The 24370-nt window shown below is 58.0% G+C and carries 20 protein-coding genes and 1 tRNA gene; 8 read left to right on the forward strand and 13 right to left on the reverse strand.

All coding sequences use genetic code 11. The features are described 5' to 3' along the window. Positions 1–322 precede the first annotated feature (322 nt). Both CRO62_RS09565 and CRO62_RS09570 read left to right on the forward strand, forming a co-directional pair. On the forward strand, positions 323–1471 hold the full coding sequence (locus CRO62_RS09565; protein ID WP_097100450.1) for a glycosyltransferase family 4 protein: 1149 nt from the start codon (positions 323–325) through the stop codon (positions 1469–1471). A 55-nt stretch (positions 1472–1526) separates the two neighbouring features. Then, entirely contained in the window at positions 1527–2621 is a 1095-nt protein-coding gene (locus CRO62_RS09570) for a glycosyltransferase family 4 protein (protein WP_097099984.1), read from the forward strand. Between the two features lie 38 nt (positions 2622–2659). On the opposite strand, the gene CRO62_RS09575 is transcribed toward CRO62_RS09570, so the two are convergent. The 7 genes from CRO62_RS09575 to CRO62_RS09605 form a co-directional block, all read right to left on the reverse strand. Next, positions 2660–3865, reverse strand: a complete 1206-nt coding sequence (locus CRO62_RS09575) for a glycosyltransferase family 4 protein (protein ID WP_097099985.1) — start codon at positions 3863–3865, stop codon at positions 2660–2662. A 90-nt stretch (positions 3866–3955) separates the two neighbouring features. Beyond that, positions 3956–5479 carry an O-antigen ligase family protein gene (locus CRO62_RS09580; protein WP_097099986.1) on the reverse strand — a complete coding sequence of 508 codons (1524 nt, stop codon included), beginning with the start codon at positions 5477–5479 and terminating at the stop codon, positions 3956–3958. 70 nt (positions 5480–5549) lie between these two features. Continuing rightward, positions 5550–6209: a hypothetical protein gene (locus tag CRO62_RS09585; protein ID WP_097099987.1), complete on the reverse strand. Its 660-nt coding sequence runs from the start codon at positions 6207–6209 to the stop codon at positions 5550–5552. Positions 6210–6219: 10 nt separating this feature from the next. Further along, positions 6220–8475: a polysaccharide biosynthesis tyrosine autokinase gene (locus tag CRO62_RS09590; protein WP_097099988.1), complete on the reverse strand. Its 2256-nt coding sequence runs from the start codon at positions 8473–8475 to the stop codon at positions 6220–6222. A 130-nt stretch (positions 8476–8605) separates the two neighbouring features. Continuing rightward, a complete protein-coding gene (locus tag CRO62_RS09595; protein WP_097099989.1) occupies positions 8606–9511 on the reverse strand; it encodes a hypothetical protein in 906 nt (301 codons plus the stop codon). A 186-nt stretch (positions 9512–9697) separates the two neighbouring features. Continuing rightward, positions 9698–10816, reverse strand: a complete 1119-nt coding sequence (locus CRO62_RS09600) for an acyltransferase family protein (RefSeq protein ID WP_097099990.1) — start codon at positions 10814–10816, stop codon at positions 9698–9700. Between the two features lie 140 nt (positions 10817–10956). Next, complete coding sequence (locus tag CRO62_RS09605; RefSeq protein ID WP_097100451.1) at positions 10957–12285, reverse strand: hypothetical protein; 1329 nt, start codon at positions 12283–12285, stop codon at positions 10957–10959. Positions 12286–12752: 467 nt separating this feature from the next. On the opposite strand from CRO62_RS09605, the gene CRO62_RS09615 reads away from it, so the two are divergent. The 4 genes from CRO62_RS09615 to CRO62_RS09630 all read left to right on the forward strand — a co-directional run bounded on the left by CRO62_RS09615 (position 12753) and on the right by CRO62_RS09630 (position 18174). Continuing rightward, on the forward strand, positions 12753–13988 hold the full coding sequence (locus CRO62_RS09615) for a glycosyltransferase family 4 protein (protein ID WP_097099992.1): 1236 nt from the start codon (positions 12753–12755) through the stop codon (positions 13986–13988). Between the two features lie 161 nt (positions 13989–14149). Then, complete coding sequence (locus CRO62_RS09620) at positions 14150–15637, forward strand: lipopolysaccharide biosynthesis protein (protein ID WP_097099993.1); 1488 nt, start codon at positions 14150–14152, stop codon at positions 15635–15637. Continuing rightward, entirely contained in the window at positions 15622–16947 is a 1326-nt protein-coding gene (locus CRO62_RS09625) for a polysaccharide pyruvyl transferase family protein (RefSeq protein WP_097099994.1), read from the forward strand. The genes CRO62_RS09620 and CRO62_RS09625 overlap by 16 nt, the downstream gene beginning before the upstream one ends. Positions 16948–16956: 9 nt before the next feature. After that, complete coding sequence (locus CRO62_RS09630) at positions 16957–18174, forward strand: glycosyltransferase family 4 protein (RefSeq protein ID WP_097099995.1); 1218 nt, start codon at positions 16957–16959, stop codon at positions 18172–18174. 53 nt (positions 18175–18227) lie between these two features. Here the strand turns inward: CRO62_RS09630 and CRO62_RS09635 are convergent, their stop codons facing one another. The 3 genes from CRO62_RS09635 to CRO62_RS09645 all read right to left on the reverse strand — a co-directional run bounded on the left by CRO62_RS09635 (position 18228) and on the right by CRO62_RS09645 (position 20316). After that, on the reverse strand, positions 18228–19019 hold the full coding sequence (locus tag CRO62_RS09635; RefSeq protein ID WP_097099996.1) for a metallophosphoesterase family protein: 792 nt from the start codon (positions 19017–19019) through the stop codon (positions 18228–18230). Between the two features lie 240 nt (positions 19020–19259). Then, complete coding sequence (locus CRO62_RS09640; RefSeq protein WP_097099997.1) at positions 19260–19865, reverse strand: transglutaminase-like cysteine peptidase; 606 nt, start codon at positions 19863–19865, stop codon at positions 19260–19262. 148 nt (positions 19866–20013) lie between these two features. Further along, positions 20014–20316, reverse strand: coding sequence for a hypothetical protein (locus CRO62_RS09645; protein ID WP_097099998.1), 303 nt, complete (start codon positions 20314–20316; stop codon positions 20014–20016). A 322-nt stretch (positions 20317–20638) separates the two neighbouring features. Between CRO62_RS09645 and CRO62_RS09650 the strand changes: the two genes are divergently transcribed. After that, positions 20639–21196, forward strand: coding sequence for an HNH endonuclease (locus CRO62_RS09650; protein WP_003511248.1), 558 nt, complete (start codon positions 20639–20641; stop codon positions 21194–21196). 31 nt (positions 21197–21227) lie between these two features. On the opposite strand, the gene CRO62_RS09655 is transcribed toward CRO62_RS09650, so the two are convergent. Beyond that, the gene (locus CRO62_RS09655) at positions 21228–21743 is read right to left on the reverse strand and encodes a disulfide bond formation protein B (protein ID WP_097099999.1); all 516 of its coding nucleotides are present in this window, start codon (positions 21741–21743) and stop codon (positions 21228–21230) included. Between the two features lie 266 nt (positions 21744–22009). Next, a tRNA-Leu gene (locus CRO62_RS09660) sits at positions 22010–22094 on the reverse strand. A 298-nt stretch (positions 22095–22392) separates the two neighbouring features. Here CRO62_RS09660 and uppQ point away from each other — a divergent pair. Further along, positions 22393–23034, forward strand: a complete 642-nt coding sequence (gene uppQ / locus CRO62_RS09665; protein WP_003511246.1) for a polysaccharide biosynthesis GNAT family N-acetyltransferase UppQ — start codon at positions 22393–22395, stop codon at positions 23032–23034. Between the two features lie 63 nt (positions 23035–23097). On the opposite strand, the gene CRO62_RS09670 is transcribed toward uppQ, so the two are convergent. Beyond that, positions 23098–24369, reverse strand: coding sequence for a GNAT family N-acetyltransferase (locus CRO62_RS09670; RefSeq protein WP_097100000.1), 1272 nt, complete (start codon positions 24367–24369; stop codon positions 23098–23100). Position 24370 lies beyond the last annotated feature (1 nt).

The following is a 24370-nucleotide window of genomic DNA, read 5'->3' on the forward strand; positions in this document are numbered from 1 at the left end:
AAAGGCAGGGGGACAAAACGCAGGAAACGGGACGGCGAAAAGCAGTAAAATTATACGTCACGAATTTTTCTTCGATTTCTTTTAAAATATATAGATAGAATATTTTTCTTTTGATTTACGTATATCGGATTTTTATCCGCATAAAGGTTTGAATGTTATTTTTTCTAACCACAATTAAGCATTGTTGTTCTTATACTGAAATTGCCGGTCAAGCTATCCCTGCCGTTAGCAAGTGCACTTGTCATTTTCACGGGCTGTCCGTCCATGCCCGCAATTTAGGGCAATGGCAACTTGGGTGCTCTGGTCCTTCACAGGTGATGTCATGACATCCGCTCTGTTTGTCAGTCACACAGGAGAGAAGGGTGGCGCCGAGCTGTTTCTGACGGACCTCGTCAAGGCCGGACCGCATTCCTGGCGAGCGTGTTTTCTCAGTGGCGGTGGTGCTGCTGATGATCTGGCAGCGGCCGGGCGGCCTCCGGTCATGTTATCAGCTGGCGAAAAAATGCTGTCGATCCGCCGTGATTCATCGTTTGGCGCAATGCTGCGTGGCGCGGCCGATGTCGTCGCCGTTGCCTGGCAATTGAGCCAGCAGGCGAGACATTACGACGTGATCTGCGCCAATTCGCAGAAGGCGCTGTTCGTCTGCGCGCTTGCCGCGAAACTCAGCCGTCGTCCGCTTGTCTGGGTTTTGCACGATATAGTCACCGATCCCGCCTTCAGCTCCGCCAATCGCCATGCATCGCTGGCATTCGCACGCCTTTTCGCAAGGCTGGTGGCCGTTAATTCGCAGGAAACCGGCCGGGCTTTCGTTGAAGCCGGCGGGCAGGGAGACAAGGTCCGCATCGTTTATAACGGCTTCGACCCCGCAAAGGCTGTGGCCCACGATCCCGACAGAGCTGCGCGGTTGCGTGCGGAATTGGGCCTTGGTCCTGAACCGCTTGTCGGATTGTTCGGCCGGCTGAGCGAATGGAAGGGGCAGCACGTCTTTCTGGACGCGATCGCGGCGATGGATGGCGTTCAGGCCGTCATCGTTGGCGGAGCGCTATTCGGGCAGGACGCCTATGAGACGCGTATCCGCGAGCAGGCATCCCGTCTCGGTCTGGATGGTCGTGTCCGCTTCCTCGGTTTCCGGTCGGATGTGCCGGAGCTGATGGCATCGATGGATGCCGTTGCCCACACCTCTGTTGTCGCCGAACCGTTCGGGCGGGTGGTGGTCGAGGCCATGATGTGCGGGCGGCCGGTTGTCGCCACACGCGGTGGTGGGGTTACCGAAATCATTCGGGACGGCGAAACGGGTCTTCTGGTGCCGCCGGGCGACGCATCGGCGCTTGCGGCAGCACTCGGCTGCATTCTGTCGCAGCCGGCTCTGGCGGAAAGGCTGGCACAGCAGGGCCGCGAGGATGTGAGCCGGCGTTTTTCGCTGGAAGAGACCTGCCGGTCCGTTTCCGCTTTGCTGTCGGAAGCAGTGTGAGGGGCCCCTTGGTGATCAATTCGGGCAGAAAGTGCAGGCAAGCGGAAGGGTCAGGATGCGTATTCTCGTAAACATGCCGAGCCAGTATGGCGGCAAACCTTCCGGCGTCGCCCGCGTGACCTTCAGCCTGCTGGAGCGGCTGCTGGATCAGACGCGGGACGACTACATCCTGCGTTCTCCCTGGACGCGGGCACAGCTGCCCGAAAACCTGCGCGAAAGCCGCCTTCAGCTGATTGAGACGCCGCGGCCGCGTATTATGGTGTTTGATGTGCTGCGTCAGGCCATGACGTTGCCGGCACTTTGCCGCAAGCTCGGCATCGATGTGCTGTTCAATGCAGATCCCTTCGGAAGTCCCAGCGGCGGCAAACGGCGCGTCACACTGGTTCACGATCTTTATTTCAAGACCATCCCCGAACAGATCGGCTGGCGGGCGACGTTGACGACGGATTTGATCTTTCGACTGATGATGGCTGGCTCGAACCGGATCACCTGCGTATCGGAAGCGACGCGAAAGGATCTGGCGCAGTTTTATCCGTCGGCTGCCGGAAAAAGTCTGACTATCCATTCTGACAGCACCTTGAATGTCGATCCAGCGAGTTTGAACGGCCCGCCGCCGGTTGCTGCGCCCTACATACTGGCGGTCGGAAACGCGACGTCGAATAAAAACTTTGCGCTTCTGGGCAAGGCTTTTGCCGTGATTGGCAAGGTTAGGCCGGATTTGCACGTCGTGCATGTTGGCCGCGACGATGCCGAGGAAATCGGCAGCGTGCTAGATGATCCGGAGCTGAAGGCGCGGTTGATCCGGCTTTCCGGCATAGACGACCATCAACTGGCAGACCTTTACCGCCACGCCACCTGCCTTTGCGTGCCTTCCACATATGAAGGGTTCTGCCTGCCGGTGCTGGAGGCGCAGCAACTGGGGTGTCCGGTCGTCTGCTCCAACCGTTCCGCAACGCCGGAGATCGCCGGGAAGGGCGCACTCACCTTCGATCCCGCGGACTCTGACAGCCTTGTCGCGGCACTTGAGCGGATTTTTCAGGAGCCGGATCTGGCAGGCGATCTTCGCCAGGCGGGTTATGAAAACCGCAAGCTGTATTCATGGCAGAAGGCGGCGGAAAGCTATGTGCAGGTTTTCCATGAACAGACCTGACGTCTAGAAGTCAGGTCCCCACGGCGAAATCTTGCGGCTCATGCCCTTGTGCCGCTGCGCAGCTCCGAATAGAGAGCTTCGTATGCCCCGATTACCCGTTCGGGCGCGACGCCCTGCGAAATGCGCGCTTTGGTTTCCGGTGTTTCCGCGAGAATGGCGGGGTTGCGCATCGCGTCAGTCATGCGGGCGGCAAGCTCAGTGGCGTTGCCCGGCGTGAAGAGGCGTTCCGGCCGGTCCCGACCGATCTGTTCGGCGACACCGGCGAGGTTGGCGCCGAGAACCGGCACACCGCGTAAAATAGCTTCAGCGACCGTGCGCCCGAAAGCCTCTGGCCAGAGGGGCGGAACGATCAGACAATCTATACCGGCGAAGAAACTATCGGCGTCCACATAGCCGGGAAATTCGACCGGGAGGTTGGCGGTTTTTTGCTCGTAGGCTTCGATGCCGCCCGGTGCGCGGCCCGCCATGACCAGTCGCCAGCCCTGCGGCGGCAGGAGCGGCAGCGACTCGATCAGGAGATCTGCGCCCTTGGGCGCCTCGATGCGGCCCAGATAGCCGAAAACAAGCGGGTCCCCAGGCGCGCGTGGAATGCGCTGTGTCTGTGAAGCTGGCGGCGCGATGGCGTTCCAGATGACCGTGCGGCGGTTTTCCGGTACATGGGTGAAAAAGCCGGCCTGCACATGGCGCTCGACAATATCGTGGCCGACACCGGCGACAGCATCGACGGCGCATTGGCAACGCCGGTGCAGGTAGGAGAAGGCGCGGCATTTTTTGCTGGTGCCGTCGCAGATGTGCCCGTCGTGAAACAGGGAGCCGTTGGTGCACATGCTGGTAAAATCGTGCAGGGAATGGACGAGCGGAATGCCGCGCTTGCGGATCATCGGCCAGATCAGTGGTGTCAGCTCCGACAGCGAATGGGTGTTGACGACATCAGGCCGGAAATCATCGATGACGCGGGCAAGCCGGCGCACGAGACCCGGATCCAGCTGCACGGCGATCTTGTAGTATTTTCGCTTCCATCCGGATTGCTGTTCCCAGTCCCCGATAAAAAACGGCGTGGTATGTCCGAGGCGGTAAACGGCGAAATCGTCGCGCAGCTCCACGGCCTGTTGTTTGCGGGAAATGGCCGCCACCGCCACCGTGTGTCCCTTCTCCGCCAGCCCGCGCGCCAGGTCTTCCACGAATATCTCCGCGCCGCCGACCCGGTCCGGAGAAAACAGCGACGTTATTTGCAGTATCCGCATGCCCAAATTCTCGCGTCTTTGTGTGGTTTTGTAATCGTTACAACTATTGCGCATCAGCGAAATGAAGGCTGCTGCCCATCCGGACTGATTCTAGGCAGGCATTGCGGGATCGGTTAGAGATAGTCCGCGCCGCCGCGAACGGTCCCGTCCAACCCCTGGTGGGTTCAGGCAAAGCGTGACGACGGGCGCAAGGAATACGGCGTAAGCCATTGCGAAGCCGGGGATCTGCAGCGAAAAATCGAGCGTCGAATGCAATGCGACGAGCAGCAGCCCGGCAAGGCCGAGATGGGAGGCGTAACGGTAGTTTTTGCGTTTGCGCGCCCCGCGAATAAAGATGGCGAGTTGGACGAGCACGAAAAAAGCCGCATAGAATGGAAATGCGAGGCCGAGCGTCAGCAGGCCCTCGGCATAGACATTGTGGGCGTGGGTGACGATGGCGTCCACCCCGCATTGCGCCGCATGATAGGGCGCATAGGTTTCCGTAAAGCTTGCAAGGCCGGTTCCCCAAGGCCAGCTGTCAGAAATGGCACGCGCGATGCCCGGCATGTAGCAGAAGCGCATGTCGTCTTCCAACCGTGTTTCCATGCGAAGCGCCACGCGATTGGCGAAGAGCAGGAACAGGCCAAGCGTAACGGCGAGCACGATCGCCGCGCGGCGCTTCGTGCCGCGCCGCTTGCGACGCAGGGCAGCCGCGTTGCGGCCTGTTTTGATGGGTGAGTTGAAGACGGTCAGAAGAATGAGGAAACTCAGTGCCGCAAAGCTCGATGCTATGCCCGCGCGCGATCCGGTCAGCATCAAGGCGATGAAGCAAAAGGCAGTGAGCACGCCGATGAAGGCGGCCTTGCGGATAAGGCGTTTCTGGCCGACCGGCACCGTCAGTCGATTTGCCACAAGTGCCCTGACCATTCCCCAATCTGGAGCCGTCAGCCGTTTGTGCAGCATTACGACGAGGGTCAGGAGGATGAGACCGAAAAAGGTGGCGGCGGTATTGCGGTTGACGAAAAGGCCGGTCAGGCTGCCGAGATAGAAGCGCTTCTGAATGAAGCCGAGTGTTTCTGGAAAAAGCAGAAACTGCACGATTGACAACAGTGCCAGCCATCCGCCGGCAATTGCGAACCATCGCAGCGCTTTTGCCGCGCGCTCGTCCGTATCGAAAATGACGAGGCCGGCCATGAAGGCGCCGAAGGGCAGGGCGGCGCTTAACAGGCCGAGCCGATCATCCGCCGGGGTGAGCGAAACCGTGGCGTAGGGCGCGAGCTGCATAAACATGGCGGCGGTCGACCAGGCGGGATTGGGTGGAGCAATACCCGGCACAGATGATTGCAACCACATCTGGATGATGAGTGCCCCCAGCAAAAGGCAGGTCGCCACAAGCGCCACGCTTGCACCAGCCCGGGGCGACCCGAACAGCAGGATGGCGGGCACGAGCAACAAATAAATTGCAACGGTGACGACGATACGGCTCTCGATTTCAGTTGCGCCGCGATTGAGAAGCGCAAGCAGGAAGATAGCCCAGAAGATGACTATTGCGGCCGTCCGGAAATAGTCAGGAAACGCAACCGGTCGCGGTGGCGATGAGGATAGCGGTTCTGATTGGGCTTCGATGGACGACATTGGCTTTCGGCTTTGCAATAACTGTTGCTGCGACGATGTCTAAGGTAGAAAGACGATGCGGGCCGCTATGTCACGGAAGCGGCACGGTGCGTTTCATGTCGGCCTGCGGCTGCTGCGGACAGATCTTCCGCAGGGTCCAGCGCAGAATTTCCCCCTCCTTGCCGCAGACGATTGCCGTGTCCGCATTGCGGGCCGCATCGGCCTGAGGCAGCGTGTCTTTTGGAAATTGCTGCCACATCACGAAGCGCCCGCGTATCAGGTTGGCGTCTGCAGGCCCGTAAAGTTGGGAAAAATTCATCAGAACGGCTATTTCCATTGGCGAGGCGTTACGCAGTGAACGAACCATGGCAAGACGCAGCCACACATCGCCATTTGCAGGCAAACAGGAGAGCGCGTGACGAATATAGGTCTCGGCAAAGCCGAGACGCGCCGCACCGGCCTCCGACGTAGCATCTTGGCCATTTGCATCGAGATCTGCGAGAACGAGCCGTAACCCGGCCTTGACGATATCAGAGCGGCAGATTTTCTCCGCAACGACGGGGTGCAGCCCATCGACCGTCTTCGCCAGAAGATCGTGCGCCAGGCCGCTTTTGTCGTCGGCAATTCTTGCCAAGGCAACGACATCGGAAAACCGCCGGGTTTCGGAAAACGCCTGTGCGGCGACAGATAAAACAAACACGGAAAGGATGAGAACGGGCACGACCGCGAAGAATTTACGCAGGCCCGCCATTCCGTCCCGCCTAGTCATGGTAATATCGCGTGTAGCGCGCATGATAATATTCGCTTGAACCGTAAGCCCGGTACAGCTTCAGCTTTTCCGTGTCCACCTTGTTGAGGATGACACCGAGACACTTCTTGCGGATCTGGACTTCGTTTTCAATCGTATTGCGTACCGCCCTGCGGGCGGTTTTGCCCCATTCGGTGACGAAGACGAAACCGTCGATCCGGCCAGCCATCGCGCGGGCATCCACCACCGGCCCGAGAGGCGGCAGGTCGACGATGATGTAGTCGAAGAGGCTACCCGCTTCGGCCAGCAATTTGTACATTTGCGCCGATGTCAGCAGCTCGGAGGAGTGCGGTACGCGCTGCTTGACGACCGTTGGCAGGAAAGCGAGCCGCGTCTTTTCGTCGTGCAGCAGCACATCGCGCATATTGCGGCCTTCCAGCAGCACTTCGAGCAGGCCTTCTGCAGCATGACGCCCCAAAGCGCGCGTGGCGCCCGGGTTGCGAATATCCGCATCCAGCAGGAGAACCCTTGCTCCCTGTCCGGCCAGAAGCTGAGCCAGATTGATGGAGATCGTCGATTTGCCCTCGCTCGGCAACGCCGATACGACACCCACCACCCGCGCGCCGGTTTTCGGGGGAATGCCGAGATCTATCGCAAGCCGTGTGCTGCGCAGCGTTTCGGCGAAGGACGATAGCGGGTGATCGACAGTGTAGCGGGCAACACTGGACGGGCGTGTGGCGGTAGGCGGCCCCTCCTGTCCCTTTGGCAACACATCCGTGCCCGGCTTGTTCTGGACGAGCGGGGTGTTGCCCAGAAATTCCAGCCCGAGAACGTCGCGAACCTGTTCTCCGGTGCGGAAGAAACGGTCGCGGAACTCGCGAAACATGGCGATGCCGCCGCCGGCCGCGGCGCCCATGATCATGAACAGCGCCAAAAGCAGCGGTTTATTCGGTTTGCTCGGAATGTTGGGCGGAACTGCCCTCGAAATCACGCGTGCTTCCGTTACGGGGAAGGATTGCTGCTGCATCGCTTCCTGATAACGCTGCAGGAAGGTCTGATACATGTTCTTGTAAGTTTCCGCCTCCCGCTGCAATTCGCGAAGCTGAACCTGGGTCTGGCTGGCCGAGTTGCTGACGCTGGTGGCCTTGGCAACGCTCTCCGCAAGTGATTTCTCTCTTGCTTCCGAAACCTCCAGATCGCTCTTGTAACTTTGCGCAATACGGCTGATTTCCTGGAACATCAGCCGGCGGTATTCCTGCATTTCGTTGCGCAGACGCACCGCCTGAACATGGTTGCTGCCAAGCCTGCGGGTGATTTCCGTTTCGATCTTCGAGGATTCGAGATATTTCTTGCGCAGATCGTTTGCAACCGAGCTCTCGAGAATGTCGGTGACGACGGCGTCGACATCGTCTGTGGCAAGGATATGTTCGATGCGTTGTACCCGCGCTCGCGACCTGGCCGTTTCCGACTGCGCCAGAATAAGCGCGCTGTTGGATTCGGCCAGTTGCTGATCGGAAAGCAGGCCGTTATTGCCAGTCTCGATCAAACCGTGTTCGGCGCGAAATTTCTGTACGGCAAGGTCGGTGTCGAGTGCCCTCTGGCGCAACTCGGCAATGCGGTCGGACAGCCAGTCGCTGGCCCGCTTCGTCGCCTCGTATTTGGAGTTCAGCTTGTCCACGAGATAGGCCGACGCCACGGCGTTGACGATCTTCGCGGCGAGAACCGGTGATGTCGAGTTGTAGGTCAGTTCCAGCGCGTAGGTACGGCCGATACGCTTGACGCTGAGACCGTCCAGCAGCCGGTCCGACAGCGCCCGCTTCAGCGTGCCGTCGTCGATGACGGCCTCTTTTGCCGGCGAGAACCATTGCGAAACGTTGACGAGCGAACGGATGGTGCCGAATATCGAACTCAGAAGCGAGGCGCGGTTTGCCCTGAATTCCTGATTTTCCGTCAGGTTCAAACTTTCGACGACAGCAATCCCGATGGTTTCCGATTGCAGGACCTCGACCTGGCTGAGAATGGAAGCCTCGTCCTCCACGACGCCGCCGATCGTCGAAAGCTGCTCGACGACCTGGCTGTTGTTGCGGTCGATCAAAAGGGTAGCCGAAGCTGAATAGATCGGAACGGCTGTCGCGGCATAAGCGAGACCGATTGTCCCGGCAATGGCTACTGCGGCGAGGACGACGCGCCACTGTCGGCGGACCGTGGCAAGAACGGCGTCTATATCGATAAAGTCGGCTGTAAATCCGCTTTTGTCGATATCGGCCATAGTCAGGGGATCGTGCCTTTGCAACAACTGTCAGCCTCGCTCTTTTTGGCGGGCGTGGCACCCGCCAAGTCTCGGTTGCATGATAGGACAGGCGGCCGCCATTCCCGCAGGCAGGGCGGCAAAACCGGGTTCAAACGGGACTTGTGCTGACTGGCGTGCTGGTGCTGCCGGTTGAAAGGGGCGCGGCAAAGAAGTTGTTGGTTGTGGTGGTTCCGCCGCTGCCGGTGGTGCCACCGCTGCCGCCACCGCCAACCGGTGCGGCTCCGCCGCCGGCCTGTGCCGTGCCGGCTGGTGAGCCCGCTGTTCCCGAGCCGCCGATGCTGTTGCCGCTTGCAGGTGAAGCGCCGGCGCCACCGATCGGTGAGGCGGCAGCTGCAGCTGCCGCAGGCGCTGCCGGACCGGCCGCCGTTCCCTGAATATTTTCGCTAAAGGCGATCAGAAGATCGGAGGGCACGCCGGCACCCTTGGTCTGCAACTGGATTGCGGCGGCAAGTATCGTGTTGCCCCTCTGCATCGCCGTGGAATAGGCAAGCGCCAGACCTTCGCCGACAACTTCGGAGAAGTCCTTGTTGCCGACCTTCTGGGCCAGTGCGACGATGGTGGGCAACTGGCTGGAGTCGCTCAGGATCAGGCCAGAAACCTGTTCGGAGAACTGCGCCGCGCTGGTGGAAACGGCGATGATCGGAAAGCCGTTCGTCACCTTTCCCGTCATGTCGGCGTTTGCCGCATCGGTGCTGGAAGCGATGCCGGCCAGATCCTTGACCGTTGCCTGCGTCGGAGATTGCTTGAACAGTTCCGCGGCAGCAAGGGCAACCGTGTCCGGATTGGCGCTGTTAACGCGGGCCAGAAATGCGGCATTGGTTTCGTCAGCGGCCTTCACGGGTGCGGTTGTCGCAGTCTGTACCGGCGGCGTCTGCTGCCCGGCAGCTGGCGGTACTGGTTCCACGTTTTGGGCGTTGGCGACTGCGGAAAAAAGACCGAGGCTGGTGATCAATACCGCACCAGTGAGCGTCGAGCCATTACGAAGGCGGGACATCACAACTCTCCAAATTTTTAAAAAATACGATTTTAAGTAAGCTGAAATGCTGGATATGGTTATCCAACATCTAAAATTTTCTTTTTAAATCGCACAGCCCTAGCTAACGATCAAGTGCTAAAATAAACTTGTGAACGGAACTTCGGGGTATACTTAACAGCAGACACGAGGACTTTTCCCTTGTCGTCAGGACACGGCGACTTTTCGCCGGGGTGTTATCAGCCGGTCACGAAGCCAGATATTTGCGGGCGTTTCGACAAGGACGTGAAATGCGTGGGCGATGGCGATGGTGCTGGCGACGACGACGAGATAGACGACATTTTTCCACTCCTGCGGCCAGGTGATGCCGCCGGAAGCAACCAGGAATGCCCGAAAGATGAACGGGTGGAGCAGGTAAAGCGCGTAGGAGGAATCGCCCAGTTTCGCCAGCGGCTGCGCAAAACGGGGCAGGGAGATGCCCCTGGTCAGGGTTGCCGCGGCCATCAGGAAAATCGCGCCACCGCCAAAAACGAGCAGCCGGGTATAGGAATAACAGCCCGGATTGCACTGGAATTCGAACCTTTTCAGATCGATAAGCGTCCAGATCGCCACGCCGCAAAGGGCCACCGCAATCCCCAGCAAGGGCGGCAGGCGCACGCCGCGCAGGAAAAGCACGGCAAGCAACATTCCCGCCACGAACTCCAGAATGATGGGCTGAAACCAGAAACTGAACGGCAAGGCGAGATTGAAGTTGGAGCCGATGAGCACTGCGGCGAGCAGCACAGCCGCTGTTGTCAGCACGGCGCGTTCCAGCGGCAGGAAGATGAAAACCGCGAATACGACATAAAAAAACATCTCGTAATTCAGCGTCCAGCCCAGATCGATGATTGGAAACGGATAGGCGTCACCATAACCCATGCTGTCATAGGGAATGAAGAGGTAGGAGGTGAGGACGGCCTGCAAGGACGGGAAGGCCTTGGCGCTGAGAAGAACGGCGACCGCGGCCATGGCGAGCCGCATGGTCAATACGAACCAGTAAAGAGGAAGGATGCGGAGAAGACGGCGCACAAGAAAGGCCGAGCGCCCTCCCTCTGCTGCGAAATACGGCCGGGAGGCATAAACGATGACAAAGCCGGAAATGACGAAAAACAGATCGACGCCCGCACCCAGCCTCAGGAGATGGAGGTTGACGAGCGAAAACTCCCAGTTCACCTGCGCATGCAGCGCGACAATCATGATTGCCGCCAGGGCACGCATCATTTGAAGAATATCGAGACGCTGCGCCACGGAAACAGGCGCTTTTTCAATTTTTTGCATCGTCATCATCTATAAAAAGAAAAAATTTATACAGTAATATTTTGCGCTCGCAGCAGCGAGCAAAAGTGGTCTATTTCAGAAGGCTATCACGCAATAGGCTGACACGATATACAAAATTTGTCGGCCGGAAATTTTCGCCCGCACCCCGTTCAGAAAACCTCCAGCACCGTAAGCTGGTCGCTGATGGAAAGCCGGTATTGCCCACCTTCTCTTGCGATCACCCGCTGGCTTACGGAACCGTCATCGCCGAACCGGTGCGCGATGACTTGGCTATGCGGGCCGGTTACCGAAAAGGCCGTTGCACGTTCGGCTGGCGGATTTTCGATCCGCGCCGGCCATTGCCAGCCGCGTATGCCAAGCCACACCGGGGCGAGCAGCGCGCCGTCTGGTCTTGTCAGGCGCAGGGAAAGCCTTTCGGAATCATCGTTGAGGAAAGCGAGGCTGCGTTCCGCTTTCTCTGTTTGCCGACTTGCCTTGCAAAGCGCAAGAAGGGCACGAACGGCCCCGTAAGCAGGGGTCCGGCTCAGATCGTGGCGCAGCAGGCCAAAGGACGATTCCGGATTTGTCTCGTCTTCGGCAAAGCTGGAGACCATTTCATAGATGTAAGCCCGGCGGATGCCGCTGATGAAGGACCACAGGAGCGTGCGCGGCATATAGCGCGCCTTGATGCCTTCGGTGACGGGAAAATGGAAGGTTTTCGGTTGCAGTGAGGTGTGGTACCCGATCTCGGTGGCGAGCACCGGCCGGCCGGCTGCTATATGCGCCGAGGCGGCGACGGATTTGGAGAGCGCCCCCGGCCCGGTCGTTTCGGGATGTTCCATTCCGGCGTAGGGGTGAATATTGCCGAAGTCGCATACGTTCTGCAGGTTTAGCGCCAGCTCCGTATTCGCCTGGATATAGCTTGGCGCGACAAGCGGCACGTTGCTCACGGCAGGAGTTGAGCGGATCGTTGCAAAAAGTGCAGCCTGATGCTCTGCCGAAATGCGCGGCGCATTGGCCGGGTCTTTCGTCAGCGTCGGTTCATTGCTGCCTTCGAAAACTTCGATGCCGCCGTCGCACCAGTCGTAGAAATCGGCAATCCTGTTCAGTGGCGTTGAGACGTAGGGGTTGAGATTGTCGTAACAGATGATCGTGAGGCGAACGTTGGCCGCCACAATCCTGCGCAGGCGCTGGAAAGCCGGGCTGTTGCGGCTGTCCCTTGCGGTAATCAGTCCCTCGTCACGCAGGTGGCCCACACCAAGGGCTTCCAGTTCAGGCAGGATGCGCTCGAAGCTTTCCGGATAAATGCCGTTCGTGCGGGCGAAATGGCCACACACGCCCACGCTGTCCACAAAGGCTTCTGTTCCGGCGGAAAAAACGGATTGAGTCTGCGCGAAAGCGGGGCGCAGGCCCGTGGCGGCAGCCAGTGCGAAAGGTGCAGCTGAAAGCAAGCCGCGCCGTGTCAGGTGGCCCATGGTGATCGGCTGTTTTCCGTTCATCTGCGTCTCCTGGTCATTCCGGCGAGATATAAAAGCAGCCGCGATCATATCGGCGGCGCCTCTCACTATGTCAGATTGTCCTGGAAGTTTTTGGCATCTTCATTCGCCATCAAATCCATGTTTCTGAAATGAAATAAATATATAAATTAATGATATTATATGCGGACGAAACAGAATTCACCGCTTCCGCCCGTACGTTTTTTCATATGAGAATGAGCCTAACACGGGACAGGTTCTTTTCGCAACACGGCATGACTTTCGTCGCGCCGCGAAAAAAAGCACTTGAAATGCCGTCAGTTCCCGTGCTTTTTGAAAGTGGATTTTTGGTTATTCATATTTTCAAGCGTTAAATCTGCTCTGCCTTCTGTGCTTTTTGCGCATGTCTCATTGGTCCCGGAGTATCCGGGAACATGGGCGAGGCCAAGCGGAAGTCATAAATTTTCGATAAGGAAATAGAGCGTATCCGTATGCGAATTCTCCATCTCAGCAGCCTTTATCCGCCGCATATCGTTGGCGGGTGCGAACGCTCGGTCGAACATCTTGCCGAGGAACTCGTCTCCATGGGACATGAGGTCGGTGCCGCCTGCATAGAGCGGCAGGCCGAACCCAAAACGGTGCGCAATGGCGTCAGCGTCTACCGCATGTTCCACAATAACGATTTCTGGCTCGAGGACTGGCCGCAATATACGCCGCAGCAAAGGCGTATGCAGAAGATCAAGCAGCAATGGAATTTCAACGTCGAGAAGCAGTTCGAAGCCGTTCTTGACGATTTCAAGCCGGATGTTCTCAATACGCACTCGCTGCTGGATGTGACGACGCTGGTGTGGCGGGCGGCGCACAAGCGCAACATTCCAATCGTCCACACGATCTGCGAATATGATCTTCTGTGCGGTAACGCCGCCATGTTCAAGGGCGGCAAGCCCTGCGAACACATCCATCTCGGCTGTCAGGTGGTGAATATCACCAAGAAATTCACGCAGCGCTACATCGGCGCGGTGGCAAGCGTTGGCACGGAGATCCTTAAAACCCATGTCGATCACGGGCTTTTCCATCACCTGCCGGAAAGCATGCGCCGTGTGATCTTTTATTCCTGCACGGTTCCGGACGGCGACCCGGTCGCACGCAGGCAGATCGACCGAACCGGCAAGCCGATGACCTTCGGCTATATCGGCCGCATCAACACGGAAAAGGGTGTCGGCAACATGGTCGATGCCTTCAGGGAAATCGGCCACGGTAACTGGCGCTGTCTGGTTGCCGGCCACGCGATGGACGATTCCATCGAACGCTTCAAGGCCCAGGCCGGCGACCTGCCGATCGAGTTCGTCGGCTGGGCAAAGCCGAAGGAATTCTTCGAAGAGATCGATGTGCTCATCGTTCCCTCCTTCTGGGCAGAACCTTCGCCGCGCACCATCTACGAGGCCTACGCGATGGGGGTGCCGGTCATCGGCGCGGCCTCGGGCGGCATTCCGGAACTGATCGGCGAGACCAACCACGACTGGCTGTTCGAACCAGGCAACGCCACGGACCTTGCCGCACGCATTCGCCGGGTGTTGACGCTTTCGCGCGAGCAATTGCCGACGGAGGCCGATTTCGGAAATATCGTCGAGGAATCCACCTCGCGCCGGGTGGGTGAGAACTATGTGAAGCTCTACGAAGACGTGCTGGCGAAAAGCAGGGAAAGCCGAACCTTACGCGCATCTTAGACCGGCAACGGACCAGGTCCGTTGCAAGCGTTTCTTCCAAGGAAAGAGCACATGGTAGAAAGCAATATCGGCAAAGTCCGTTTCCCCAAGCTGGACTTCGATCGTTTTCTGGCCGCTGCGGTGGTCGGGCTGTCACGACCGGCTTTGCAGGCGGCAGGTTGATGGCGGAGCCAAGTTCGATAGGCAGCGCCGCGATAACAGGCGTTTTCTGGTCCATCGTCCAGAACTGGGGTGGAAAGCTTTTTACCTCCATTCTTTTCATCGTTCTTGCTCGGTTCCTCAGCCCCACCGACTACGGCATGGTCGCCACGGCGGGCCTGGTTCTGATGCTCATCCAGATGCTGTCCGAGTTCGGTTTCGCAGATGCGATCGTGCAGAAGCGCAATCTGGAGCCAAGCGACGTCAATCTGCCATTTTATGTGTCGGTTGCGCTGGCAACGGTGTTTGTCATCGTTGTTTGTCTGCTGTCGCCCAGACTGGAAAGCTGGTTCGAGGTGGAAGGGCTGGCACCGATCATCGTGGCAATCTGCATATTGCTGCCGCTGAACACCGCCTCGCTTTTTCAGGAAGTCAATTATCGGCGTGCGCTCGCGTTCAAGCCGCTGGCAATAAGAACCTTCATTTCGAATATTATCGGCGGTGGCGTTGCAATTGCTTTCGCCATCATGGGCCTCGGCGTCTGGAGCCTCGTCGTTCAGACTTATGTTGCAACGATTGTGACGCTGATCTGGCTCTGGCGCAAACCGCACTGGCTTCCGGGCACCACGCTCAAGCCCGACACTTTTTTCGAATTGCTTCGCTTCGGCTCGTCGGCTCTCGGTCTGCGCATCGTGGATTTCGGAGCCACGCGGCTGATCGACGTCATGATCCTGGGGCGTTACGGGGTTGCCCTCTTTGGGCTCTACACAGTCGGCAGCAGGCTATATCAGCTTCTCATGCAACTGCTTCAGGCGGCGCTATATGATGTTTCGTTGACGGTGCTGTCCCGCATATCGCACGAGCGGGAGCGCATGGCGGAACTCTACAAACAATCCATCACCATATCGTCGATCTTTTCGACACCGATCTTCGTGCTCTCGGCTGCGTTGGCGCCAGAGATCTGCAACGTCCTGTTCGGCGCGCAATGGCAGGGTGCCGACGCGGTTGCGCGGCCGCTGCTGCTACTGGGTGCATTGCAATGCGTCCAGTTTCAAAACGGCCCGTTTCTGTCCGCACGCGGCAGGCCGGACAAGGTGCTGATTGCCGGGACGGTCAAGGCAATCTCTACCATCCTGTTGATATTGCTTGTCCCGACGGAAAACATCCGGGAAATTGTCATCGTGTTTGTCTTCGGGCAGCTCACTTCGACGCCTTTCACATTTTATTTTGTCGCCCGGGAACTCGGCATCAAGCTGTGGAGAATTTTCCTTCTGCTTTTGCCAAGCTTCGGTTCCAGCGGTCTCTGCTTCCTGCTCGTTCAGTGGATGCGACCTGAAGTTCAAATGCTGGGTGCGGGCGACCTCGTATCCGGCATCCTGCTTGGTGGTATGTTCGGCGTCGCATATCTGTTGCTTTTGGCTCTGACCGCGAGAAGCGAGGCCCGGTCCGCCATCGCCCTCATCATGAGCAAAATCGGTTCTCGAAAGGAAAGAAAATGCGCAAGCTCGTGAAAAAAATACTCCCTGCACCACTGCGTCGGAAGCTGGTGCAATATAACGAGCGGCGCAATCTGGATAATGCGGTCCAGCAACTCTTCAACGATCTGCAAGAGCTGAAGCGCAGCATCAAGCCTATCAATGTCGGAGATCGGCTGAACCGGCTTTTGATCGTGGCTGGTGATCCCATCACCCTGTTCGGTTCCGCCGGCGATGATGCGATGATCACGGCGACCGTGCAGAATGCCCGTGCGAGCAATCCCGATGTCGAGATAGACATCCTCGTTGACGGAACGAATTTTGGCGACTCTGCTTTGCAGAGAGGCTTTGTTACCGTCGATATCTTTGGAAAGCCTGACTTCATCCAGGCCCTTGCCCAGCAATTTTCGGTGCGGAAGTACGATTGCATCGTCGTTGTCGGCGCCGACGTGATGGATGGCTATTATCATCCGCTGGTCAGCGCAAAACTTCTGGCAAGCGCTGATCTGGCCGCCGCCGCCGGGATCAAAAACGTTATCCTCGGTTTCAGTTTTAATGAAACGCCGCACCCCGCTTTGGCGAAGTTCTACAGCTCCCTTCATCCGGGGGTGTCGCTCAATGTGCGTGACGTTGTTTCCCTCGAGCGTCTGAACGCCTTTGCCACGGCGAAGGCGGCACTGGTTTCCGATTCTGCATTTAGTCTTGTCCCATCGGAACCCGATGAAGATACGATCTCGTGGATCGCGCGAAAGCGCGCCGAGGGATACAGGGTCATGGGCTTCAACCTACATCCCATGCTGTTCAAGAATGCGGATAGCGCGCAGATCGCGGCGATCATCAGGCGCGGGGCCGAAGCACTGGAGTTCGTTGCCGATGCAAGACCGGTCTGCTGGCTGGTCATTCCGCATGACTACCGGAAAGACGTGGGCGATCAGGCCTGCCTCAAGGCCATTACCGAGCTTGCCCCATCTTCACAGACGGACAGGGTTCGATATCTGGATGGCAGATGGCCAGCCCCGGTTCTAAAGGGCGTTGCCGGTAAACTCGATGGCCTCGTCAGCGGACGCATGCATCTTGCGATCGCTGCGCTGGGCAAGGGCGTTCCTGTCATATGCATTGCGTATCAGGGCAAGTTCGAAGGGCTGTACCAGCATTTTGGTCTCTCCGCGGCCGAACTGCTTTCGCCCGCCAAGTTCCATACGGACGATGGCATCAAGAATGCCTTGATCAATTTCGTGGATCAGGCCGATGAGATTCGCGAAAAAGTCGGGAAAAAGCTGCCTGAAATTCTGGACCTTTCCAAAAGGAATTTTCAGGTGTTCGAGACCTTCGCCAAGCAGCCTTGAGTCATTTTCATGAGAGTCGCTTTTGTTTCCGTATTCCCTGCCGTTCCCGCCAACGAGGGTGCGCGGAACAGGATTCTCCAGCTGACACGCGCCGTGCGTAGCCTCGGACATGAAGTGCATTTCGTCTATGTCGATACTCCGATGATAGCTGATTTCGATCCTGCGGCCCATGAGGTCGAGTTTGGGGCCGGACATATGCACGTCGTGTCCAGGGAAACATGCGGGTTTGCAGCACGGCTCATCGACGACTTCAGGTTCGAGATTGGGTTGACCGCATTTCGAACCCGTCGGAAAATTCAACGGCTCCTTGGCCGCGACAGCGGTTTCTACAATTACCTCGACGAGTTCTATTATCCGGAAATAGGCCGGCAGGTCCTGGATCTTCAGCGTCGACTCGGGATTAACGCCGTTATCGTCGAATATGCTTTTCATTCGAGAGCTTTTCTTGGGCTGCCGGATGATGTGCTTCGCATTCTCGACACGCACGATTCCTTCGCCGATCGTCACAAGGCGTTCGTGAACACGGCCAACAAATTTGGGTACTGGTTCTCGGTGCCGCCGGACGTGGAGTGCAAGGCATTCCGCCGCGCCGATGTCGTTGTCGCCATACAGGAGGAAGAGGAACGTTCGTTCAAGCAGCGGCTGGCAGGAGAGCCGCCGGTGGTTGAAACGGTGAGCCATATTCTGGATCTCGGCCAGAGAGTGGAAGACTTCACTTCCGCTGATTTTCTGTTTCTCGGTTCAGGCAACGACGCAAACGTCATTTCTCTCAATAGTTTCCTTCACAGTGTCCTGCCTTTGGTCAGGGCGGCCCGTCCGGACATCCGCCTGGTGCTGGCAGGCAGCATATGTGGCAAGGTCGAAGACATGGAGGGGGTTCTCAAGCTTGGCCGGGTGGAGAACTTGAAGGATGCGTTCACGCGCGCGCCACTTTCCATCAATCCCATCACGCTTGGCACGGGCATCAATATCAAACTGCTTGATGCTCTGGCTGCGGGTGTCCCGACGATCAGCACCCAGACGGGTGTGAGGGGGCTTTCAGAACGATATCGTGGTGGCGTGGTTGTCGTTGAAGATGGAGATCATCAGGCCTTTGCCAATGCCATTGTGCGGCTCTCTTCCAGCCGGGACCAGCGGCAGGAATTGGGAAACAATGCGTTTCTTGACGCTGTCGAATGGAACCGCCGGCAAATGACGGTGCTCGGCAATATTCTGAAGGGCAAATAATTGCGATTGCGATGCTTCTGGCTGGCACAACCTGATCCAACCATGGCCCGCCATCAGGCAATAAGTCGCGGCCCCGCATCCGTCAGCTTTAAAATGGTAAGCCTGCCCGTCGTAAAAGCGCCGGTGTCGATGCCAATCCGTTGCGGACCTGTCTGTGGTTCCGGCGCCGGCGTATGGCCGTGGATGATGAGAAGGTCCAGTCCCGCCCCTTCCGACAGGAAGGGTTCCCTGATCCACAACATGTCCTCATCGGTCTGCGCCTCAAGCGGCACTCCGGGTTTCAGGCCGGCATGAACGAAAAAATAGGGTCCCATGCGGACGCAGATCGGCAGGCTGACTAGAAGTTGCCGATGGGCCTGCGGGATCGCGCCAATCAGCGCATCCCTGAACGGCCGAAGCCGCAGACGGCCGTTGTCCATGAAGTAGCTGATATCGATCCCGTAGGACAGAAGCGTCTGGCGGCCGCCGAAATCCAGCCAATGCATGTTGTCCTGCGGGTTTTCAAGAAAATCGCTGAAGAGCTGCTCGTGATTGCCGCAAAGCGAGATGCGGCGCAGGGGCGCTGGCGGGGGTTGCAGCAGATGCTGGAGAACACCGCAGGAATCCCGGCCACGATCGACATAGTCGCCCAGAAGAATAACCAGAGCGGGGGATGGATTGCTTGCGAGATCGGCAAGGATTTTCTGTTCCGCCTGCAAAAGCAGATCGAGGCTGCCATGGACGTCGCCAATGGCATAGATCGGAAAAGACGGAGATTTGTCGCCGAGGTCTATTCTGCGCCGCCTCCGGTCGTCGCGGGGGGCTGGCTGTTTACGACCGCGAATCCAGTTGAGCACTTTAGGCATAGATGCCGATACTGTCTCTCTTGCACGAGGTCAAGAGCGTTGAAAGCCAATGCCACAAGGCCCGTAAATCCTGGGTCGATGCAACGGCTGCGGCATCCGCCAAAGCCCTGTCGGACAAAGCTATCCGGAGCAGGGAATGGCGAAAGCCGTTATCGATTTTCGCAAGGCGTTCCGCGGCAATTGAAGAGGAACGGAGCGCCCCCTTCGTGTTCGAAAATGACTATCCTGTGCGCGATAGACCTAGAGTTTCAGCCAGACACGCGGGTTGTCGTGTGACTGGATCTTGATCCATTTCAGGTCAACCGCTTTCCAAGGTTTGACGACGTTGGTGCGGTTGTCCAGCACCAGATCGCCCTGGCTGGTGCTGACGACCAGAACGGCGTGGCCTATGCCAGTGGGGGTGCGGGCGGTGGCAATGCGCAGAGCGCCCGAGGGCCAGCCGGCGCGCAGAAGGCGTTGCCGCTTGGTCACTGCGTAGTCGTCACAGTCACCGCTTGCGGGGTTCAGATTCCATTCGTCCTGTCCGTCCGCTTCGCTTGTATAGATTATCGATGTGTTGATCTCGGCGTTGATGCGCTGGAGTTCCGTGCGCTTCTGCTTGGTCAGTTCGACCTTGTCGCGATCGCCAATCCGGACACATTGGTCGGCGGCGTCGTCGCAAAATTTTGCGAAGGCGATGGGTGCAATTGTCGGGCGGCTTGTCGTCATGAACAGGCCGGGGCGCGATGCGGTCGGGTTCTGCGCCAGGCCGGCAAGCGGGGCGGCCGATGCCATTGTCGCGATGCTTGCCGCCACGCTGACGGCAACTGCCAAAGTCTTTGCCAGACGGATTTGTCTCTTCGCCATGTCTCTGCCTCTGCCCGGTTGTTGTCTCTTGTGCATGGCAACATAGCGACCCTTCGTTGCGGGCCGTTTAAGTCGATAGATTGCTTTTTAGCGAAATCGAATTTTATTAAAGCGAGATAGAACAGCGGGGAAACGGGTGCGTTTGCGCTTACTTGCAGCGGGTGCGGCCCTCGGCATCTATGATGCATGTCTGCTGTGGCACAGCGTTTCGGTACTCACGCCGCGTATCGGTTGAGTTGCTGCGACTTGCCGGCGGCCGGTCGTAATTGCGGTAGACCTCGAAATTGCGCCCGCCGATCGTTCCCTGCGCACCGCCACGGCCATCCGGCGTGACTTCGAAATTCTGATATTGCTGGGCAGAAGCGGAAGCGGGCAGGCCCATCAGCACGGCAAAGGCGCCAGCCGCCAGGCCCTTCCATAACGTTGCCGTTTGGTGCCTGCGCAAGATCATGGCCGTTTCCTTCCCTCGACAGAACGACAGATACGCATTCTGCTTTCCCAATCGTTCGTCGCGTTGACTATATCACTGATCTCGCATTGAGGGTGAAAACGAATATAGCGTTCTTCGGCAGGCGAATCGCTTCGGTGCCGCTGCGGCGCATCACTAGATAGTGGCCAGGCGACTATCTCGCCGCCCGATTGTCCGGAACGCAAAAAAGACGTTTTTAGAGCTGAAAAATTAAGCTCTTCTCCGCTGCATTTATGGGCTTCACAATCCTGTAACAACGGACCTAATATACAAGTGCAGATGCCGAATCGATCAGGAGAAGCCCTTGACGATTGCAGTTTCACCACAGGCCCTGCCGGCGCTCGTTCTGAACGCAGACTACAGGCCACTGAGTTATTATCCCTTATCGCTATGGTCCTGGCAGGACGCGATCAAGGCCGTCTTTCTAGACCGTGTGAACATCATTGCAGAATATGATCACGCGGTGTCGTCACCCAGCTTTTCCATGCGGTTGCCGAGCGTCGTCAGCCTCAAGACCTATGTGCAGCCCACCCGCAACCCCGCCTTCACACGCTTCAACGTGTTCCTTCGGGACAAGTTCGAATGCCAGTATTGCGGCACCCGGGACGACCTGACCTTCGATCACGTGATTCCCCGCGCCCATGGCGGCGAAACCACGTGGCACAATGTCGTGGCGGCGTGCTCTCCCTGCAATCTTAGAAAAGGCAGCAAGCTTCCCAAGCAGGCGGGCATGTTCCCGGCGCAGAAGCCCTTCCAGCCAACGGTTCAGGACTTGCACAATAACGGGCGGCTGTTCCCGCCCAACTACCTGCACGAAAGCTGGATGGACTATCTTTACTGGGATACCGAGCTGCAGCCCTGATGCTTTGAGGACTGCAACGCGGCTTTTCCGTTTAACGGCTTTTCCGGCTCGCGCCAAAAAAGGCAACGGCCGCAAGCGCAACGCTTGCAATGACATTCCAACCGGCGAACGAAAGGCCGAGCACCCGAAGTGCAGCGTCGTTGCAGGAGGGTGCCTTGATGGCATTCAGATTGCCAAGCAGGTCACCGGCATTGGTAGTGATGGATGGCGCACCCGTGGCGCAGGTGATAGGCCCTGCCCAGAAGCCCCATTCCACACCAGCGTGATAAACACCAAGCCCGGCGCCGATCAGCATCGCCACGCCAATGAGGGCGAGAAGCAGCCGCGTGATCTGAACCGGCAGCTTGAAGATGCTGGTCGCTATGGCCAGAATACCCAACGGAATGGCGTAATAATAGGGATCGCGCTGCAAAAGGCACAATGCGCACGGCGTATAACCGCCAATATGCTGGAAACCGAGGGCGGAGCCGACAGTAAAGATCATTCCCGCCGTTACGCCAAGAGCGGCGAGCGTGCGGCTGTTGTCGGCGGTTGTTGCAGTGGACATAATGTTTTCCCCAAACTTCACGAAGAAGCAGATATCCCGAACGGGCTTTCAAAAAGGCGGGCGTGATGGCGAAATTAAGTCGCCGGTTCAACGGTGTATTCCCGGATTCGTCTAATCCAGTCCTTTGCTTCTGGCAAATGAAAGCCCGGTAATATTCGGGGGGCGAATGAGCAAAGTTTCGTGAGTGTCTTGATGGCCGTCACGCAATCGACCGGTCTTTTTGGAAGACCGGAATAAAACGAAGAAAATCAATGCGGTTTTGGAAATGGTACCCCAAGCCGGGATCGAACCAGCACTCCTTGCGGAACCGCATTTTGAGTGCGGCGCGTCTACCAATTCCGCCATTGGGGCAACGGTGGTAATGCCACGGCGTCTATCACGGTCAATGCCATGCGTGCAACCCCAAAGCTGATTTTTCCTGTCCAATGACGTGCGTTTGCAGGCGTCATTTCAAAGCTTTGGGCGGGCCGGAAATAAAGGGGGGGAGTGATGTTTGTCCGTCCCGTATCGGTACACCGACGGTTGTGGCGTTAAAGCAATATTAGATACCACTAATAAATTAGAATATACACAATTGCTAATTGAATTATGATGTTTGCGTGGAGTTTCCACGCGGGGCGGGAGAAGCCAGAACTCATAGGAGGAAATTATGAGGGCGCTTTCTCGCAATTTGTTACTGTCTGCCTGTCTGATTTTACCGGTCAACGCCCATGCGCTGGATATCGGGATTGGTGGTGAGAACGGGGTGAATGCCAGTGTGGGCGGCAATGGCAGCGGTGGGCTCGGTGTCGATGCTTCCGTTGGTGGCAGCAATGGCGTCAATGCCAGCGCTGATGTGGGCGGCAGAAGCAGTGGCGGACTGGGCGCGGATGTCAACGCGTCGGTGGGTGGCAGCAGCGGGGTCAATGCGGACGTCAACGCATCCGTCGGCGGCTCGAGCGGTGTCAGTGCGGGCGCCAATGCTTCGGTTGGCGGCTCCAGCGGCATCAATGCCAATGTTGGTGCGAATGTGGGCGGATCGAGCGGTCTTGGCCTTGGTGTCGGGCTTGGCATCGGCGGCTCCAGCTCGCCAGGCAATCCGGGGAACCCCGGTAATCCGGGCAATCCTGGAAACCCCGGGAACACGGGGCCGGTATCGCCCGGTGGCATGCGCAATGCCATACAGGCCTATAACGACATGTCGCGAAACGAGCAGATCAAGCTTGCCCGTCGTTGTGTCGATATTCTCGGTGGCGGATATGACGCGGCACTGACGCAATTGTGCAAGATGATCCGGACGGCCTCGCGCTGACGTAGCGTCAGCCCCGTGGATAGTCCGATACCAAACCGAAGGATGCTGCGGCATCCTTCGGGATTAACTGTTCTTGCGCCCGAAGAAGAGGATTTTCTGGCGCAGGCTGCGGGCGAGGTTGCGGGTGTTGCGATACATGTCCACCTGCGTGGAAACCTGTCGCACGTCACGGTCGCTGTTCTGCGCAAGCCCGACGACAAGAGTGCCCATTTCCTGCCGTTCCTGCCAGAAGCGGCTCATGATCGGATGATCGGGTACTGCGCAGCTGTCGCTGCGCAGAATATTGGCGTCGTCCAGCTGCCAGTCGGTCAGTTTCTGCACCAAAAGTTTGCCGGGTGAAAACCGCGAATAGGATTCGTCAAAGGCGGTCTTCCACGTATAGGCCTCGCCAGCCGTCATAAAGACGATCATGGAGGCGATGGCGCTGCCATTGAGATCGATGGTGTGAATGCGCACCGCATCCGCTTCGGCCAGATTTGTGATTGCCTCGCGGGCGAAGGCGGCGCGATAGCGGTCGTTGACCAGCGCGCTGCGTTTGCGGCCTTTCCAGCCACTTGCTTCCAGCGCCAGGAATTCCTCCATGCGGTAGCGTATGTCCTTCGGTTGCCGGGTAACGGTGTAGGAAAGGGCCCCGAGTTTTTCGAGCTGTCGCCACTGCCTGCGCATTTCCCGCAAATGATGCGGCGCAAGTGAATTGCGCAGATAGGTTTCGCCGTCCAGAAGGCTCTCCAGCATCGGCCGCTGATAGTTACCAGTCGTCGTCACCGGCAGGTTGCGGCTGATTGCTATGGCCTTGAACATCCGGGCAAAAGGTCCTTCAAGCCGTACATCCGGCAGTACCAGAACATTCGGCAGGCGCATTTCCCGGTCGGAAAGCGCATCGAAAAGATTGTCGAGCGTCTCTGCGGCACCTTCGGTATCGACAAGCGGCGTGCCGAGAGGGCCGAAGGGGTTGGCCCAGCCACGGATGATGGAGGGACCGATGGAAAACCCCGGCTTTTCCACGGTGAAGGGCATCAGAAAGCGCATGCGGCTTCTAGCGCCGTTCTCGTCGCGAATAAGGGCGAAGCGCACGGACTTGTCATCGATACGCGGCATGGCGGGCGCAAGGAGCCGCCCTGTGAAGAAGACATTTGCCTCCATGACGCGGTTGGACAGGAAGTCGAGTTCTTCCTGCATGTCGTAACCGAGCCGGCCAGGATAGATGCAGAATTCGCGGCCGTCGCGTCCCACGCGCCGGCTGCTGTCGGCCACGGGGCGGTCACGCTCCGTAGACGCCATCAGCGCAGCGATGCGCGGGTCCTGAAAATCCGGATTCTTTGGGTCGCTGGACATG

Source organism: Rhizobium sp. AN6A, from assembly GCF_900215635.1.
Lineage (GTDB): Bacteria > Pseudomonadota > Alphaproteobacteria > Rhizobiales > Rhizobiaceae > Agrobacterium > Agrobacterium tumefaciens.

Bases quoted from the DNA above. Each gene is read 5' to 3' on its own strand.
- CRO62_RS09565 (WP_097100450.1), top strand. From the start codon at position 323: ATGACATCCGCTCTGTTTGTCAGTCACACAGGAGAGAAGGGTGGCGCC.
- CRO62_RS09570 (WP_097099984.1), top strand. From the start codon at position 1,527: ATGCGTATTCTCGTAAACATGCCGAGCCAGTATGGCGGCAAACCTTCC.
- CRO62_RS09575 (WP_097099985.1), bottom strand. From the start codon at position 3,865: ATGCGGATACTGCAAATAACGTCGCTGTTTTCTCCGGACCGGGTCGGC.
- CRO62_RS09580 (WP_097099986.1), bottom strand. From the start codon at position 5,479: ATGTCGTCCATCGAAGCCCAATCAGAACCGCTATCCTCATCGCCACCG.
- CRO62_RS09585 (WP_097099987.1), bottom strand. From the start codon at position 6,209: ATGGCGGGCCTGCGTAAATTCTTCGCGGTCGTGCCCGTTCTCATCCTT.
- CRO62_RS09590 (WP_097099988.1), bottom strand. From the start codon at position 8,475: ATGGCCGATATCGACAAAAGCGGATTTACAGCCGACTTTATCGATATA.
- CRO62_RS09595 (WP_097099989.1), bottom strand. From the start codon at position 9,511: ATGTCCCGCCTTCGTAATGGCTCGACGCTCACTGGTGCGGTATTGATC.
- CRO62_RS09600 (WP_097099990.1), bottom strand. From the start codon at position 10,816: ATGATGACGATGCAAAAAATTGAAAAAGCGCCTGTTTCCGTGGCGCAG.
- CRO62_RS09605 (WP_097100451.1), bottom strand. From the start codon at position 12,285: ATGAACGGAAAACAGCCGATCACCATGGGCCACCTGACACGGCGCGGC.
- CRO62_RS09615 (WP_097099992.1), top strand. From the start codon at position 12,753: ATGCGAATTCTCCATCTCAGCAGCCTTTATCCGCCGCATATCGTTGGC.
- CRO62_RS09620 (WP_097099993.1), top strand. From the start codon at position 14,150: ATGGCGGAGCCAAGTTCGATAGGCAGCGCCGCGATAACAGGCGTTTTC.
- CRO62_RS09625 (WP_097099994.1), top strand. From the start codon at position 15,622: ATGCGCAAGCTCGTGAAAAAAATACTCCCTGCACCACTGCGTCGGAAG.
- CRO62_RS09630 (WP_097099995.1), top strand. From the start codon at position 16,957: ATGAGAGTCGCTTTTGTTTCCGTATTCCCTGCCGTTCCCGCCAACGAG.
- CRO62_RS09635 (WP_097099996.1), bottom strand. From the start codon at position 19,019: ATGCCTAAAGTGCTCAACTGGATTCGCGGTCGTAAACAGCCAGCCCCC.
- CRO62_RS09640 (WP_097099997.1), bottom strand. From the start codon at position 19,865: ATGGCGAAGAGACAAATCCGTCTGGCAAAGACTTTGGCAGTTGCCGTC.
- CRO62_RS09645 (WP_097099998.1), bottom strand. From the start codon at position 20,316: ATGATCTTGCGCAGGCACCAAACGGCAACGTTATGGAAGGGCCTGGCG.
- CRO62_RS09655 (WP_097099999.1), bottom strand. From the start codon at position 21,743: ATGTCCACTGCAACAACCGCCGACAACAGCCGCACGCTCGCCGCTCTT.
- uppQ (WP_003511246.1), top strand. From the start codon at position 22,393: ATGAGGGCGCTTTCTCGCAATTTGTTACTGTCTGCCTGTCTGATTTTA.
- CRO62_RS09670 (WP_097100000.1), bottom strand. From the start codon at position 24,369: ATGTCCAGCGACCCAAAGAATCCGGATTTTCAGGACCCGCGCATCGCT.